The organism is Floridaenema fluviatile BLCC-F154 (genome assembly GCF_041929135.1).
GTDB classification, from domain to species: domain Bacteria; phylum Cyanobacteriota; class Cyanobacteriia; order Cyanobacteriales; family Aerosakkonemataceae; genus Floridanema; species Floridanema fluviatile.
In genome coordinates this window covers 1-14,855 of record NZ_JBHFNS010000015.1, presented here as the reverse complement: position 1 = coordinate 14,855, position 14,855 = coordinate 1, and the positions used below count along the sequence as shown (strand labels likewise).

The following is a 14,855-nucleotide window of genomic DNA, read 5'->3' as shown; positions in this document are numbered from 1 at the left end:
AGTCGTTTTTTTCTTGAAAAATAAGAACTGAATTTCCCAGAACAAACCAAGTTTATTCCAATGGTAAATATTTAACATAAATTCGATCGCACCTGGGAGTTTCCACCCCCGAAGCAGCTTGATAACCGCTACTTTCATACAATTTTACAGCTTCCTTTAACACACTCGCCGTTTCAATCCAAATTTCCCGAAAACCTTTATTCTCAATAGTTTTTTCCAACTCAGTTAATAAATACTTACCTAAACCTTGTCCTCGCGCTTCTGGTAACAAATACATTTTGCGAATTTCCACCGCTTTTTCCCCGCGTTTTACCGGATAGTAAGCCGCAGTTCCCACAACTTTTCCCTGTTTTTCCACTACCCAAAATTCACCCCCAGTAGCAAGATAAAACTCTTCTACCTTAATTACATCTTTATCGGCTCCTGTGGGTAGCCAAGGTAAACCATATTCTGTTAAAACAGAATGGAGAATATTGGCAGCATTATTTCGATCGCACTCTTGCCAATCACGAATTAAAAACCCTTGATAATAACCCTTCATTAGCTGTGAATTCTCGGTTCAGGATGTAAAGTAGATAAAATTTCACTTTCAACAATAGCTAACTCTTCCAATCGCTGATTCACCTGAGAACGATCGAAATAAGTATCAGCTAAACTCCAATAAATTCCGTAATGTCTCGCTTCCGAAGCCATCAAACTATGATAAAATTTAGCTAACTCCGGCTCAGGACAATGGGTAGCTAACAAACCTAATCTTTCGTGACTACGAGCTTCAATTAAACCGCAAACTAACAACGAATCTAAAAAGCGCCAAGGTTCATCCTTACGAATTTGCTTATTTAAAGAAGCACCATAAGGAGGTGCAGCTAACTGACGCAAGGGAATTTCCCGTTTTTCCAACCACTGATTCACTAACTCAAAGTGTTCTAGTTCTTCCTTTGCGATCGCCGTCAGCATCCGTACCATCTTACTATTAGAAGGATAGCGGAACATTAAATTTAACGCCACCCCAGCAGCTTTCCGCTCACAATGGGAGTGATCCAGCAAAATCAGATCCAGATGATTAATTGCTTGTTCCACCCACTCCCAGCGAGTCGGTTGTTTCAAAATATTAATTCTTGGCAATTTCGCTAAATTACTATCTAGCCAGTCAGGAGTCATTGAGGGCATAATTAAATTAGCAGGGTGTCCTAATAGTTACTAATTTTCTTGGTTGTGAGTCAGGGTAGCCTCAACTGCGAATGTGAAGTTTTAGTTAAGTATTTTGCTATAGAAAAGTAAATGGAAAAAACTATTCATCGTCGGATTGTGATCGGAGATGTTCATGGTCACTATAACGCCCTCATGACCTTGTTAGAAGCGATCGCTCCTGGCTCAGAAGATGAGGTATATTTTTTGGGAGACTTAATCGATCGAGGCCCGCAAAGTTTTCAAGTAGTCGATTTTGTTCAGGCTAGTCCATTTTATTGCCTTTTAGGTAATCATGAACAACTACTATTAGACAGCTTCGCCAACCGCCAAAACCAACAAACAATCATGCAAGTTTGGTTGTACAGTGGCGGACATAGCACGATCGCCAGTTATCGCCAAGAAGGAATTTCCATTTTAACGGAACACATAGAATGGATGCGAACCCTACCCAAATATTTAGACTTAGGAGATATTTGGTTAGTTCACGCAGGCGTACATCCAGAAATACCCTTAGAAGAACAAACCGTCGATCAATTTTGTTGGATTCGGGACGAATTTCATAGTATTACAAAACCCTATTTTCCCGACAAACTAATTATTACCGGACACACCATCACCTTTACCTTACCCAACGTTCCCCCCGGAAAAATCGCCCAAGGACAAGGTTGGCTAGACATCGACACAGGCGCATATCACCGCAAAAGTGGTTGGTTAACAGCATTAGATATTACTAACTCCCTGGTATATCAAGTTAACGTCTTTGAAGAAGTAGTGCGTACTCTACCCTTACAAAAAGCGATCGCTCAAGTTGAACCAGATCTAGTACTACCACGAACCTAACCAGCACATAGATAAGCTATTAGCCCAGAAATTGATTTCCGGGCGGGTTCGCAATCGCAGGTGCAAGATTTCAGTTAAAGTCAAAATTCATCCAAACTACCCCATTCTCGATCGATAATCTTCATAAGAAAACTGTCGCCAGAGTTCAAAAGTACCGTCTTTCTTGAGTATCCCGATCGAAGGATGAACCACACCATTAAACATGGTGGTTTTTACCATTGTGTAGTGCATCATATCCTCAAAAATAATCCGATCGCTCACCGACAACTCTTGAGAAAACCCATAATCACCGAGAAAATCTCCAGCTAAACAACTTGAACCACCCATGCGATAAAGTTTTTCTCCCGGTTGTGGTTCGTGTGCGCCGCGAATTACAGGTTTATAAGGCATTTCCAAACAATCAGGAGTATGAGCAGTAAATGACACATCTAACATCACATTAGTAACATCAGAAGTGGGAATTAAATCTTGAACCGTACTCAATAAAAATCCCGTTTCCCAAGTGATTGCAGAACCCGGTTCTAAAATTAATTCCAGATTTGGATAACGATCGTGAAATCCGTTAAGAACTGCGATCGCGTGTTCAACATCATACTTTTTATGAGTCATTAAATGCCCACCGCCCAGATTTAACCACTTTAACTGCGGTAGCAAATGCCCAAAAAACTGTTCTATATGTAAAAGCGTTTTTTCCAAAGCATAAGAATCGCTTTCACATAAATTATGAGACAAAAACCCCTCAATTCCTGGCGGTAAAACATTACCCAAACCTTCTGGAGAAACACCCAAACGAGTTGATGGCTGACAAGGATTATACAACGCATTTTGCACTGGTGAATATTGCGGGTTTATTCGCAAACCTATTGAAGGCGAAAAGGGCGATCGATCGATCGCTGAACTAAATCTTTCCCACTGACTAATCGAATTAAATGTCACATGAGAAACAAAGCTCAAAATCTCCAGCATATCCTCCTCACGATAAGCCGGAGAATAGATATGCACGTCCTTGCCAAACTCCTCCGCAGCTAGTTGCGCTTCCCAAACAGAACTAGCTGAAGCACCTTTGAGAGTGTTTCGGATTAAGGGAAAACTATGAAACAACGCAAAAGCTTTCAGCGCCAAAAGAACCTTTACAGACGCTTCTTTTTGCACTCGCTCGAAAATCGCTAGATTCCGCAAAAGACGAGCTTCTTCTAACACAAAACAAGGCGAGGGGATACTCGCTAAAACTGAATCTTTTGTTTGCACTATCTTTAGTTTTCCTCAAAAGGTGATGGTCGATCGATTACTTCATGCCAAGGTAATCCCAGAGGTCCAAGCAATTTCATAAACGGATCGGGATCGCACTGTTCCACATTAAAAACTCCCGGCTGTTTCCAAATTCCCTTAACTACCATTAATGCCCCAATTACTGCCGGAACACCTGTAGTATAAGAAATTGCCTGTCCACCAACTTCTTGATAAGCCTTGCTGTGATCGCAATTATTATAAACGTAATAATTGCTCTCTTTTCCGTTTTTTAATCCCCGAATATGACAACCGATCGAAGTTTGTCCAGTATAATTTTCTGCTAAAGAAGCAGGTTCAGGAAGCAGACTTTTTAAGAACTTCAAAGGTACTACTTGAGTTCCTTCATAATCAACCGGATCGATGCGCGTCAACCCCAAATTTTCCAGTACTTGAAGATGAGTAATATAACTCTGAGAAAAAGTCATCCAAAACCTTGCTCTTTTCAGAGTAGGAATATGTTTAACTAACGATTCTAATTCTTCGTGATAAAGAAGATATGACTCTTTTTCACCTATTTCAGGATAGGGAATTGGACGATGAATCGAAAGCGGCGGAACTTCTATCCATTTGCCATTTTCATAATACCTACCAACTTGAGTAATTTCTCTTATATTGATCTCTGGATTAAAATTCGTAGCAAATGCTTGCCCATGATTTCCCGCATTACAATCAACAATATCTAAATAATTAATTTCATCAAAATAATGCTTTAGAGCATAAGCGGTAAAAACTCCCGTCACCCCCGGATCAAAACCACAACCTAAAATAGCAGTAAGTCCCGCTTCTTTATAGCGATCGTGATATTTCCATTGCCAACTATACTCAAATTTTGCCACATCGGGAGGCTCATAATTTGCTGTATCGAGATAGTCAACACCCGCCTCAAGACAGGCATCCATTAACACTAAATCCTGATAAGGAAGTGCCACATTTATGAGAATATCCGGGCGAAATTCTTTGAGTAATTTAATAGTATTGTTTACATCATCTGCATCTAAAGCAGCTGTTTGTAATTTATTGGAGCCAATACGTTTAGCAATCCGATCGCATTTCTCGATCGTCCGACTAGCCAGCAGAATCTCAGAAAACTCCTCTTGCACAGCCGCTTTGTGCGCCACCACGTTTCCGACTCCACCTGCTCCCACGATGATTAATCTTGCCATTTCTACCCTTGTACCCTCTAATGTTACCTGAGTACAATTTACACCTCATTTTACCACATTCAATAGACCTAAAACTGTTGTTTGAGTACTGGGGAGGTAGGGGCCAACTCAAAACTCAGCCCCCTACCTCCCCACCTTCCTATCCTCGCTTCCGGCTATAACAAAGGCTGCATGACACTTTGATAAACGGACGGATCTAAACCATAACCAGCGTTAGCTCGATCGGGTTGTATAATCCGTTCGATCGCACTAATTCGATCTCGCGTTGCTGGGTGCGTACTCAAAAAACTGGGAGGCGAAGGTTGATCCAAGAGTTTTTCCAAAAAAGCGACCATCGCCGACTGCGGATAACCAGCCTTTGCCAACATTTCCAAACTGCTGCGATCCGCTTCCAACTCATCACCGCGGCTACGAGGACGCTTGAGAGCAAATTCTACACCCAAATTAACCAACCTGTTCGTATCAACACCCGCAGCCGTCGCAATACCTCTAGTAATCGCCGCTTGACGCATTTGTTTTAGAGCATCGCGATCGGTAATATGAGCAATTTCATGACCCAAAACACTCGCTAACTGAGCTTCATTATCCACCGCTGCCAGCAAACCAGTAGTCACATAAACATAACCACCCATCGTCGCAAAAGCATTAATACTGTCATCCCGCACTACCTGAAAAGTATAGGGAATATCAGGGCGATCGCTCACCGCCGCTAACCTTTGACCAACTCGATCCACATACTGATTAATTCGCGCATTGCGGTACAATCTAACCTGACTTCCCACCAATTGATCGTTAATCTGTTTGCCTAGTTGTACCTCTTGGCGATCGGAAATATTAGACAACTGAAAAATCTGAATACCTTGAAAAAGCAACCGTTCCCAAGGTAGCGCCTTTGCCGGATGAGACATTGGCGAGACTACCAAACCCAAAGCCACCAACACAGAAAGCATTGGATAAAACCAACGACGACGCGATCGAGAAATCACAATAGAGAAAGGGTTAAACATAATAAAATCGCCCTGAAACCAGCAACTAAATTCGCAACCTTGACAAAAAACTGACAGAATTAGAAGTTGATTGCCAACGAGAGATTGCAGTATGCTAAACAAGCGCAAAACTCACCGAAAATCAAAACTATCAGCAAGTTAGCCTGAAAATTGCAACCCTCGTTTAACAGAGACGCAATTTGCAGAAAATAGGTTGCCCAATTTTTAGTGTTCCCCAAAACTCAAGTTAAAAGATCTATCGATCGCGAAGCGTGCGCGTAGCGCAATCGTGTTATAAATCCCTCTTAGTTAGTTGGCTGTTTCGATTATCTGGATCAATACTCATGAAAATTTTAGACACTCAAGGTCGCATATTCGGTAAATTCAGCATCCTCGACCTGGGTGCAGCCTTAGTCATCCTATTAGTAATCGTCGGAATATTCTTCTTCCCCGGCACATCCGGTTCCGTCGCACAAGTAGGAGTCCCAACCAAACCAGTAGAAGTAGACCTACTAGTAAGAGGACTAAGCATTCGCCAACCACAAGATTTATTAAAAGAATTTCAGACCAAAAAGAAAACCAACATCATCATCCGTAACCAACCCTACGGACAAGTCGATGTCAAAGCAGTTAAAGAACTCCCCAGAACCCTAGTCATCCCCCAACCCGACGGTACAGCCAAAGCAGTCCCCGACCCCCGCCCGGATAACTTCAGCACCGATATGCTCATCACCTTAACTGGAAAAGCCCAAATCACCAAAAACGGCCCAGTTCTAGGCAACAGCAAACTCAAAGTCGGCACACCCGTTGAATTAGAAGGCTTCGACTACAACTTTAACTCCAGCGTCATCGACGTGCGAATCAAGTAGCAACGCAGAGGGGCAGAGGGGCAGAGGGGCAGAGGGGCAGAGGGGCAGAGGGGCAGAGGGGCAGAGGGGCAGGGGGGCAGAGGGGCAGAGGGGCAGAGGGGCAGAGGGGCAGAGGGGCAGAGGGGCAGGGGGCAGGGGAGAGTTGTTGATGTAAATTAAGGAACTTCCCCCCATCTCCCCATCTCCCCATCTCCCTATCTCCCAGTCCCCAGTCCCCATCTCCCTATCTCCCAGTCCCCAGTCCCCAGTCCCCAGTCCCCAGTCCCCAGTCCCCAGTCCCCAGTCCCCAGTCCCCAATCACTCCAACTCCATCCGCCCCAAATACTTAGTTAAATAAGGCGAAAAAACCTCATAAATTAGCGTCAAAGGTTCTCCATGATGCCAAAACAGGTAATGGCGACCCCAAAAAGGCCCCGAAAACCCAAAAGCTGACTCTAACGCCGCCGAATGTCCGTAATAAATTCCCTGGACATCCCGATATAACTCAGTTCGCAACCGTTCCAAACTCGCCCAAATAGGCAAAGAACGATTTTGTAAATACTCATCCACATGACTAGCTTCCCACCAGGAACAAGCATAAGCTAACCTTTGTCCAGAAGCAGTTCTCAGCCAAACCTGTCGCCGCACTCTTGGCCCCGGTACCACCTGCATTTGCTCAGGTGCATTATCTGGGTGCATTCCAATGGCAGACATATCAATCAAATCTACTTCTGTCTTTTCACCTGTAAGTAATCTTAAATGTCTCGTCGGTGAACCATCTCCCAACAAAAACATTTGCCAGGTTGGTGCTAGCTGGGAGTGAGGCAACCCATTTTCAATACAAGTTTCTCCTCCCTGCCAAAGCGGGGAAAGTTGGTGCCAAGAGGAAGGCAATATCAGCGTTTCTGAGCTTTTGAATGTTGCAGTCAAGGTTCTTTACATTACTTAACTGTTTATTATCATACCGCTCCTCAGACTATTAGACATCTCGAAGAAAGAATCTCAAAGGCAGGCAGGATGCATACCCTACAAGAGTTATTGGAGATGTCTATTGGTTTTGTCGATCGAACCAAGCAGTCAAATCTGCTGGATCAGAAAAATCTAACAATGCTTCTGCCAATTCTTCTAACTGCGGTAAGGTTAGAGTTTGAATTCGTTCTTGTTGCTGTGCTTCCACAACACCAATGCGACGGGCTAACAAACGCAGAATTAAAGACAAAGCTTCTTGTTTTTCTCCTTCTTCCCGTCCTTCGCGGAGAATAGCTTGGTAGGTGACAGATTCTCTCATAAACTCCCTTCTAAATAAGCGACGAATCAGGTTTTCATCGAATCGTAAACCAGCGAGAACGTCTGCACAGGAGAGAATGTTTTGCCGTTCTGCAACTGATTCAATCCTAGCGACTTGGGTGGCTACTTGTTGGAGTAATGTTTGGGGTGAGTCGCTGCGGGTTAGGGTGGCAAAGGGTAACAGCGCAGGGTTGGTTAAAAATGGCGCTGGTTCTTGTTCCCAAAGTCGCACGACTCTATAACTATGTCTGGTGTTTCTGTCTGTATATTCAGATACAAAAACTAAGTCGGAAGTAGTTTCTTTTAGGTAGATTACTACTTGATCGATCGCACAATCATAAACCCGCTTCAACCTCACATAATAATCCAACATCCTTAAAGAAATTGGCGGTTCCGAGTAAGGGCGCGTTTCAAATTCAATATGCAGAATCGAAGACGCAGTTTGTAGGAAGGTAACTGAGTCGGCGCGAATAGGTTCGAGAATTAGTTCAGTTTTGAGGACTTGAACTTCGGTTGTTTCAATGGCAAGTAACCAACGGACAAAATCGGCTGGGTACTTTTCAGCAAGATATTTACAAGTATTATCGTATGTCAAATGAGAGTATTAATTAATTGAATGGTTGCTTAAGTTAGTTTAATTTGTTTTAAGAATTAGCCTATCAGGAAAAAGTTTGTAACTAATGATGATCTGTTGGTGTGTTTGGGAACTCTAATAAAGAATAGATTTCACCCGTTCACACCTTTAATAGTTATGTCACAACCAAATCCTCTGGAACTTGCTAAACAAGGGCATCCTAAAGCGATCGAATCTCTAATCAATCGCCAAATGCAACCCAAGGGAATCACCGCCAAAGTTGCCCTAAAAAACAACTGCTTACACATCATGTTAGAAGCCGCCCAAGATCCGCTTCAAAAGTTCCTAATATTATTGACAATAATAGTCTCCAACTTCTTGACTGGTTTCTGTTTCGTCAAGGTTATTTTCAAAAGCCTATTCTTGCTAACAGTTCTACTTATTTCTTTGTTTCTTAGTTTTCCGCCTCTGGCTTGGGCTGATCTGACTAATATTAGTGTAGAAATTGAAAATACAAAAGCTAACACTAAAAGTTGGGATACTCTCAATGGCGCACCAGACATTGCTATCTGTCTCACAAATAAAATGGTAGGAACTATGTGCTTACCCGAAGGTGATAGCATTAGCAATATAAGGACCGCTCAATGCCAAAATTCTTTTAAATGTAAGTTTAACGCCGATGTGCCAGAAGGTAACTTTAAAATTTCTGTCGTCGATGTTGATCCAGGAGTTAATGATCTCATAGGTACAAGCTTGTGCCATACAGGTACAACTTGTGAAATTGGACAGGCTAAAGTAACAATTGGAAAATGAAAATCTAACTAGAGAAATCACATCTCATGATTCATTGGTAATTTCCAACTTTTTTTGTGGCTACATCTCTTGTTTGTTGATAAATCTAAGGAGAATAGAATTAAAGATGTTAAGTCGAAATTTCATTGCTAGAAAACTGATTATTCAGTTCTTCGTTGTCATGTTTCTCTTGGTTTATGCACTGCTAATAATTCCAAATCAAGCAAGGGCAGATGAACCTAAACCTAATGTAACTACATCTGTTGATTGTAAATTTTCTTTAGGTTGCGATTCTTCACAAGGTAGAGGTTCCAAAACTACACAAAATATTGTTTCTGAAATTAATATAAAACCAGGAGCTAACTTGAGCGGAAAAGATCTACAGGGTGTGAACCTACATAATGCAAATTTAAGTAGATCTGATTTTAGCGGCGCGAACTTGAAGGGTTCTGATCTCAGTGGTGCAGATTTAAGTGAAGTTAAACTTGGTAGAATTAATAATCCTGGCAATTTAGATTTTACTGGCTTCGACTGGAGTAAAGTCAAGTTAAGTAAAGAAGATGCAGTTAAGATAGCGAAGACTAACTTGACTAACCAAGACTTGTTTGATTTAATCAAAGATGACCCCAGTAAGATAAATTTTGCGGGAACTAACTGGAGCAAAGTACATTTAAGCCAACAAGAATTGACAGCTTTAATTAATTCAAAGTTAGGTTCACAAGAGTTGGCAAAATTGATTAAAGAGAATCCAAGTAAAATAAACCTAAGTCAAGAAGATTTACTCGATTTAATCACATATAACCTAAATAATGGTGGATTTTTGAAGAGTTCAACACTGAACATTCAGAGTTTAATTGACCTTTTAGCAAAGCAAAGTAAGTTGAATAATATAAAACTGAGTGAAGTTAACTTGCAAAATGCTGATTTTGCTGGAAGTAACTTGCAGCAAGCTAATCTAAATGGTGCTGATCTCAGAAATGCAGATCTAACGGGTGCTGATCTCAGCAAAGCAAAACTTAAGGGAGCTAAAATGCCTAAAAGCAAAACTTAAGGACGCTAAAATATCTAATGGTACTATTTATCGACCTTGAAACCATACAGCGATCGCACTAACGCACACATTTTGCGATCGCACCTTACACTAGTATTAATAGAAAACTCCCTGAACTGAAAATGGAAACAATTCGTCAAACTGTTGAAGTAAAGAGCGATCGCAAACTCGAAATGAACTTACCAGATAACCTGAACCCTGGTTTATTCGAGGTAGTCATTGTACTGCAACCAATAGCAACAGACAACACCCTAACAGAAAATTCCACTGAAAAACAGAATTTATTTGGTTTCTTACCCCAACGAGTTGATCCTCTGGAATTTCAGGAACAAATGAGAAATGAATGGAACGATTAATAACTACTTATTGGATACGAATATCTTTATTTATTACTTCAACGGCGAATCTTTAGTACAACCTATTTTCAATGAAATCATCACAGGTAATGCAATAGGTTTTTACTGTCCAATTACCTGGTCAGAATTATTGTGTTATCCCAATCTTAGCGCCGAAGAAGCAAATCAAATCCGCGCATTTTTACGATCGATGAATGTTGTACAACTCACAGAAACAGTTTTAAATTGTACTGCTGAAATTCGCCGAGATTATCGGCTCAAAATTCCTGATGCTTTAATAGCTGCTTGTGCTCTTAAATCTAGTAGCATTTTAGTAACCAGGAATATCCAAGATTTTCAAAGAGTTGTAGGATTAAGTTTGTTAAATCCCTTTAATCCTTGATTGGGCAAAAATGAAAACAATTAATCAAACTGTTGAAGTGGACTAAAAAATAAATAATATTCAGTCCATTTTAATGGACTTTTGCTATTAGCCTGCGAATTGATTCGCAGGCGGGATAACTCGCTGATAGTTAACCCCAAAACCACAAATCAAATAACAGAAATCACCGAATAAATAAACATAAAAAAATGCGGATGGCGAGACTCGAACTCGCAAGGCAAAGCCACACGCCCCTCAAACGTGCGCGTATACCAATTCCGCCACATCCGCGTAGAGAACAATGATAGCGCAACTCAATTCCGAAAATCAACCATCCGGCAAAAAATCTCCCCTGCCCTCAGTGGCAAAATGTTGCAATAGATTAAGCCGCAACAGCAGAGAACCCAAAGCTGGCACAGATCAACGATAAGTAGTCCCCGACAGCATGGTAGGATTAACACCCGAACACAAAAAGCTGCTTTTCCTCCAGGGCTAGGTGTAACCAGAGAGAAGCAGCCTGAGTTGCTTCGATACTTAACATTAAAAACTTAGTGCCACTGCCCTCGCCAAAAGCTGGAAAATGCCTTTTTCAAAGATTCTAATTGCCAACCGAGGAGAAATAGCCCTTCGGATTCTCCGCACCTGCGAAGAGATGGGAATTGCTACCGTTGCAGTTCACTCTACCATTGATTCTCAAGCCTTGCACGTCCAACTTGCCGACGAAGCTGTTTGTATAGGTGAACCTCCCAGCGGCAAAAGTTATTTAAACATCCCTAACATTATCGCTGCCGCCTTAACGCGCAACGCTACGGCAATTCATCCCGGATACGGATTTTTAGCCGAAAATGCCCGATTTGCCGAAATTTGCGCCGATCATCAAATAACATTTATTGGCCCCAGCCCCGAAGCAATCCGGGCGATGGGCGACAAATCCACCGCCAAAGACACCATGAAACGGGTAGGAGTTCCCACCGTTCCCGGAAGTGACGGCTTACTTACCGACGAACAAGAAGCGATGATTATCGCCAAAAAAATCGGCTATCCGGTGATGATTAAAGCCACAGCGGGCGGTGGTGGAAGAGGGATGCGGTTAGTTAAAGATCCCGAAGACTTTTCTAAACTATTTCAAGCCGCCCAAGGGGAAGCGGAAGCCGCTTTTGGCAATCCCGGCGTTTATTTGGAAAAATTCATTGAACGCCCCCGTCACATTGAATTTCAAATCATGGCGGACTCTTACGGTAATGTGATTCACTTGGGAGAACGGGATTGTTCCATTCAACGCCGACATCAAAAACTGTTAGAAGAAGCCCCTAGCCCCGCCCTTAGCCCAGAATTACGCGAAAAGATGGGGAAAGCGGCAGTTATGGCGGCTAAATCGATTAATTACGTTGGCGCGGGAACTGTAGAGTTTCTCTTGGATCAATACGGTGATTTTTACTTTATGGAAATGAACACCCGGATTCAAGTGGAACATCCGGTGACAGAAATGATTACTGGATTGGATTTAATCGCGGAACAAATCCGCGTCGCCCAAGGGGAAAGATTGCGTTTAACCCAAGAGGAAGTGCTTTTGCGGGGTCATGCGATCGAATGCCGAATCAACGCCGAAGACCCGGATCATAACTTCCGTCCCTCTCCTGGGCGCATTAGCGGCTACTTACCACCAGGGGGTACAGGTGTACGAATGGATTCCCACGTTTACACCGATTACGATATTCCCGCTTACTACGATTCTCTCATCGGCAAGTTAATTGTTTGGGGACCCGATCGCCAAAGCGCCATTCAACGTATGAAACGCGCCTTAAGAGAATGCGCTATCACCGGACTACCTACAACCATCAGTTTCCACCAAAAAATTCTGGAAAACCCAGGCTTTCTCAAAGGTGAAGTTTACACTAATTTTGTCGAGCAGATGATGATGCGATAGTGGGGATTGGGGGTTGGGGATTGGGTACTGGGTAGTGGGTACTGGGTAGTAATTAATAATTTTGCCCATTCATTACTCAAAACAAAAATTCTCCCAATCCCCAATCCCCAATCCCCAATCCCCAGTCCCCAGTCCCCAGTCCCCAACCTACCCCATCATCCGCAACAATCCTTGCTGACCAACTAAAATTTCTCGTAGCAAACTACAAATTCCCACCCAAATAATCGGGCTAATATCCACACCTCCCAAAGGTGGCACAATCTTTCTCGTCACCACTAAAAAAGGTTCGGTGGGCCAAGCGATTAAATTCCAGGGAAAACTATTCAGGTTGATTTGTGGATACCAAGTCAGCACGATTCTGATAATAAACAGAAAAATCATTACTGCCAACAGCAAACCAAGCCCTAAGCTAACAATGTCAATACCAGTCATAATTCTTTAAGTAAATTGTCAAAGTGGATACTTTTTATCATGGTGTGTTACGTTATCACTAACGCACCCTACGAATATTTTAAGATTTGTTAAAATTTTTATCTAGTTATTTAATTTTAAGCTCTAGTCGGGATATCCTATCGACTTGTCATCATCCTTAACAGTGGGACTTTTCAAGGTTGTAGCAGCTAGGTAAAATTAAAAGACGGTATCGTTTTGTAAAACATAGAGGCGCGGATATGACTCCTTCTTTAGCTAACTTTTTGTGGAGCCTGGTTGCAGGTTTTGTGATTGTGGTTGTTCCTGTAGTTGTGGGATTAGTCTTTATTAGTCAAAAGGATCGGATTCAGCGCTCTTAAGAAAGCTGATTTACTAGAAACCAGATAATCATTTCAGGGACGCTAAAGCCAAATTTCCGTAAATAGCGTCCCTTCTGTTCTATTAAGTAAGTTGGGCAGTAAGATCGGGTGATTTTCTGAAATACCAGTTTCAAACTGGTGCCAGCGAAAAATTAGGCCAGTCAAGCTACATTGGAGATGTCAAGCCTGACTCACTGCCGTAGAACTAACTTCGGAGAGATACAATGCTCAATTTTGGGCAGTCATTTGCCACATTTCTCGGTATTGCACTAGCTTTAGCTGGTGTAGGACTTTATTTTCTCAGGTCGGTTCGCCCAGAACTAGCCAGAGATCATGATATTTTCTTTGCTGCCATTAGCTTAGTTTGCGGGTTAATTCTCCTGTTTCAAGGATGGCGCTTAGACCCAATTTTGGCTTTTAGTCAATATCTATTAGCGGGTTCTGCTGTTTTCTTTGCGGTGGATAATCTGCGTTTACGGGGTGTGACTACAGAACAGGCTAAGCGTAATACACCGATCGTAGATGAAGAACGACCCGTCAGCAGAGAATATCGTGTATATCAAGAAGCTGAATTAGATGATTTAGAACTAGAACCAGACGAAGAATTACCAGTTTCTCGTCGCATCAGAGGTAGTCGTGACTCGCGGAGTTCCCGCAATGGCTATTATGATGAACCCCGTCGTCGTCCCTCCAGTCGCAGCAGTAGCTTAGCTGAAAGAGACAGGGAGAGATTATCTAGCGATGTTCCTACACGCAAAAAACGCCGTCCCCGTCCTGAGTCTCGTTCTGTTGAACCTCCTGTAGATGATTGGGGCATTATTAGGGATGTGGAAGAAAGACCTGCTCGCAGTTCTTCCCGTCGTCCTCCTAGAGATGAATTCGATAATTCGGAAACGGTGCCAACTCGATCGCGAAAACGTCGTCCTCCAGAGGATATCTCTTTGCGGGATGATTCCGAAAATTTACCACCGAAAGCACCAGATGATTATGTAGATTATCAACCGATCGATCCCAAAGACGACGAAAATAATTCGGGAGTCTATTAGATAGATAAATTGCAGGTGCAACAGAAATCAAAAGAGCTAAGTCTGTAACCCAGCAATGGCTGTTATGGGAATAGGCTTGAGTCTGGCTGGGTTGGTTGGAGTCTGTACGATGCTAAAACATCATATAGACCCAACCTCTCGGAACAGCCTTGGGAGCAGAGGGGCAGAGGGGCAGAGGGGCAGAGGGGCAGAGGGGTAGAGGGGTAGAGGGGCAGAGGGGTAGAGGGGCAGAGGGGCAGAGGAGAGAATATATAAAAAGTTAGAAAGTTAGAGAGTTTTTATTGTTTTTTAAATAAGTTGGGAAGAGTCAAGAACAATCAATAGTTGTAATTTTGTCTGTTCAACTACCAAC

Annotated in this window: 17 protein-coding genes and 1 tRNA gene; 9 read left to right on the top strand and 9 right to left on the bottom strand. The window is 42.5% G+C overall.

All coding sequences use genetic code 11. The features are described 5' to 3' along the window. Nucleotides 1-52: 52 nt before the first annotated feature. Nucleotides 53-541 (bottom strand): GNAT family N-acetyltransferase, encoded by a 489-nt coding sequence (locus ACE1B6_RS01445; RefSeq protein WP_413255452.1) that lies wholly within the window; start codon nt 539-541, stop codon nt 53-55. Continuing rightward, a complete protein-coding gene (locus tag ACE1B6_RS01440) occupies nt 541-1,161 on the bottom strand; it encodes a MiaE family protein (RefSeq protein WP_459562956.1) in 621 nt (206 codons plus the stop codon). The genes ACE1B6_RS01445 and ACE1B6_RS01440 overlap by 1 nt, the downstream gene beginning before the upstream one ends. A 120-nt stretch (nt 1,162-1,281) precedes the next feature. Between ACE1B6_RS01440 and ACE1B6_RS01435 the strand changes: the two genes are divergently transcribed. Further along, nucleotides 1,282-2,031: a metallophosphoesterase family protein gene (locus ACE1B6_RS01435; RefSeq protein WP_413255450.1), complete on the top strand. Its 750-nt coding sequence runs from the start codon at nt 1,282-1,284 to the stop codon at nt 2,029-2,031. Between the two features lie 96 nt (nt 2,032-2,127). Here ACE1B6_RS01435 and nspC read toward each other — a convergent pair whose 3' ends face one another. The 3 genes from nspC to ACE1B6_RS01420 all read right to left on the bottom strand — a co-directional run bounded on the left by nspC (nt 2,128) and on the right by ACE1B6_RS01420 (nt 5,491). Beyond that, nucleotides 2,128-3,282, bottom strand: a complete 1,155-nt coding sequence (nspC, locus tag ACE1B6_RS01430; protein ID WP_459562955.1) for a carboxynorspermidine decarboxylase — start codon at nt 3,280-3,282, stop codon at nt 2,128-2,130. Nucleotides 3,283-3,284: 2 nt separating this feature from the next. Then, nucleotides 3,285-4,484 (bottom strand): saccharopine dehydrogenase family protein, encoded by a 1,200-nt coding sequence (locus ACE1B6_RS01425; RefSeq protein WP_413255448.1) that lies wholly within the window; start codon nt 4,482-4,484, stop codon nt 3,285-3,287. Between the two features lie 155 nt (nt 4,485-4,639). Next, a complete protein-coding gene (locus ACE1B6_RS01420; RefSeq protein WP_413255447.1) occupies nt 4,640-5,491 on the bottom strand; it encodes a M48 family metallopeptidase in 852 nt (283 codons plus the stop codon). 323 nt (nt 5,492-5,814) lie between these two features. On the opposite strand from ACE1B6_RS01420, the gene ACE1B6_RS01415 reads away from it, so the two are divergent. Next, entirely contained in the window at nt 5,815-6,339 is a 525-nt protein-coding gene (locus ACE1B6_RS01415; RefSeq protein ID WP_413255446.1) for a DUF4330 domain-containing protein, read from the top strand. Nucleotides 6,340-6,636: 297 nt separating this feature from the next. Here the strand turns inward: ACE1B6_RS01415 and ACE1B6_RS01410 are convergent, their stop codons facing one another. Both ACE1B6_RS01410 and ACE1B6_RS01405 read right to left on the bottom strand, forming a co-directional pair. Next, nucleotides 6,637-7,248, bottom strand: a complete 612-nt coding sequence (locus tag ACE1B6_RS01410; RefSeq protein ID WP_413255445.1) for a chorismate lyase — start codon at nt 7,246-7,248, stop codon at nt 6,637-6,639. A gap of 118 nt (nt 7,249-7,366) precedes the next feature. Next, nucleotides 7,367-8,200 (bottom strand): Rpn family recombination-promoting nuclease/putative transposase, encoded by an 834-nt coding sequence (locus tag ACE1B6_RS01405; protein WP_413255444.1) that lies wholly within the window; start codon nt 8,198-8,200, stop codon nt 7,367-7,369. A gap of 156 nt (nt 8,201-8,356) precedes the next feature. Between ACE1B6_RS01405 and ACE1B6_RS01400 the strand changes: the two genes are divergently transcribed. The 4 genes from ACE1B6_RS01400 (at nt 8,357) to ACE1B6_RS01385 (ending at nt 10,760) form a co-directional block, all read left to right on the top strand. Then, nucleotides 8,357-8,992: a hypothetical protein gene (locus ACE1B6_RS01400; protein WP_413255443.1), complete on the top strand. Its 636-nt coding sequence runs from the start codon at nt 8,357-8,359 to the stop codon at nt 8,990-8,992. 106 nt (nt 8,993-9,098) lie between these two features. Beyond that, nucleotides 9,099-10,022 (top strand): pentapeptide repeat-containing protein, encoded by a 924-nt coding sequence (locus ACE1B6_RS01395; RefSeq protein WP_413255442.1) that lies wholly within the window; start codon nt 9,099-9,101, stop codon nt 10,020-10,022. 122 nt (nt 10,023-10,144) lie between these two features. Beyond that, the gene (locus tag ACE1B6_RS01390; RefSeq protein ID WP_413255441.1) at nt 10,145-10,378 is read left to right on the top strand and encodes a hypothetical protein; all 234 of its coding nucleotides are present in this window, start codon (nt 10,145-10,147) and stop codon (nt 10,376-10,378) included. Further along, nucleotides 10,362-10,760, top strand: coding sequence for a type II toxin-antitoxin system VapC family toxin (locus ACE1B6_RS01385; protein ID WP_413255440.1), 399 nt, complete (start codon nt 10,362-10,364; stop codon nt 10,758-10,760). The genes ACE1B6_RS01390 and ACE1B6_RS01385 overlap by 17 nt, the downstream gene beginning before the upstream one ends. A gap of 189 nt (nt 10,761-10,949) precedes the next feature. On the opposite strand, the gene ACE1B6_RS01380 is transcribed toward ACE1B6_RS01385, so the two are convergent. Continuing rightward, nucleotides 10,950-11,030, bottom strand: a tRNA-Leu gene (locus ACE1B6_RS01380). Nucleotides 11,031-11,319: 289 nt separating this feature from the next. Between ACE1B6_RS01380 and accC the strand changes: the two genes are divergently transcribed. After that, nucleotides 11,320-12,666 (top strand): acetyl-CoA carboxylase biotin carboxylase subunit, encoded by a 1,347-nt coding sequence (gene accC, locus ACE1B6_RS01375; protein WP_413255439.1) that lies wholly within the window; start codon nt 11,320-11,322, stop codon nt 12,664-12,666. 147 nt (nt 12,667-12,813) lie between these two features. Here accC and ACE1B6_RS01370 read toward each other — a convergent pair whose 3' ends face one another. Further along, on the bottom strand, nt 12,814-13,098 hold the full coding sequence (locus ACE1B6_RS01370) for a YggT family protein (protein WP_413255438.1): 285 nt from the start codon (nt 13,096-13,098) through the stop codon (nt 12,814-12,816). A gap of 239 nt (nt 13,099-13,337) precedes the next feature. On the opposite strand from ACE1B6_RS01370, the gene psbX reads away from it, so the two are divergent. Both psbX and ACE1B6_RS01360 read left to right on the top strand, forming a co-directional pair. Beyond that, nucleotides 13,338-13,457, top strand: a complete 120-nt coding sequence (gene psbX / locus ACE1B6_RS01365; protein ID WP_193986431.1) for a photosystem II reaction center X protein — start codon at nt 13,338-13,340, stop codon at nt 13,455-13,457. 224 nt (nt 13,458-13,681) lie between these two features. Continuing rightward, entirely contained in the window at nt 13,682-14,503 is an 822-nt protein-coding gene (locus tag ACE1B6_RS01360; RefSeq protein ID WP_413255437.1) for a Ycf66 family protein, read from the top strand. Nucleotides 14,504-14,855: the final 352 nt, after the last annotated feature.

Coding starts and splice junctions, on each gene's coding strand:
- ACE1B6_RS01440 (WP_459562956.1), bottom strand. CDS start 1,161: ATGACTCCTGACTGGCTAGATAGTAATTTAGCGAAATTGCCAAGAATT.
- ACE1B6_RS01435 (WP_413255450.1), top strand. CDS start 1,282: ATGGAAAAAACTATTCATCGTCGGATTGTGATCGGAGATGTTCATGGT.
- psbX (WP_193986431.1), top strand. CDS start 13,338: ATGACTCCTTCTTTAGCTAACTTTTTGTGGAGCCTGGTTGCAGGTTTT.
- ACE1B6_RS01400 (WP_413255443.1), top strand. CDS start 8,357: ATGTCACAACCAAATCCTCTGGAACTTGCTAAACAAGGGCATCCTAAA.
- ACE1B6_RS01425 (WP_413255448.1), bottom strand. CDS start 4,484: ATGGCAAGATTAATCATCGTGGGAGCAGGTGGAGTCGGAAACGTGGTG.
- ACE1B6_RS01415 (WP_413255446.1), top strand. CDS start 5,815: ATGAAAATTTTAGACACTCAAGGTCGCATATTCGGTAAATTCAGCATC.
- ACE1B6_RS01360 (WP_413255437.1), top strand. CDS start 13,682: ATGCTCAATTTTGGGCAGTCATTTGCCACATTTCTCGGTATTGCACTA.
- ACE1B6_RS01390 (WP_413255441.1), top strand. CDS start 10,145: ATGGAAACAATTCGTCAAACTGTTGAAGTAAAGAGCGATCGCAAACTC.
- ACE1B6_RS01370 (WP_413255438.1), bottom strand. CDS start 13,098: ATGACTGGTATTGACATTGTTAGCTTAGGGCTTGGTTTGCTGTTGGCA.
- ACE1B6_RS01420 (WP_413255447.1), bottom strand. CDS start 5,491: ATGTTTAACCCTTTCTCTATTGTGATTTCTCGATCGCGTCGTCGTTGG.
- ACE1B6_RS01445 (WP_413255452.1), bottom strand. CDS start 541: ATGAAGGGTTATTATCAAGGGTTTTTAATTCGTGATTGGCAAGAGTGC.
- ACE1B6_RS01395 (WP_413255442.1), top strand. CDS start 9,099: ATGTTAAGTCGAAATTTCATTGCTAGAAAACTGATTATTCAGTTCTTC.
- accC (WP_413255439.1), top strand. CDS start 11,320: ATGCCTTTTTCAAAGATTCTAATTGCCAACCGAGGAGAAATAGCCCTT.
- ACE1B6_RS01385 (WP_413255440.1), top strand. CDS start 10,362: ATGAATGGAACGATTAATAACTACTTATTGGATACGAATATCTTTATT.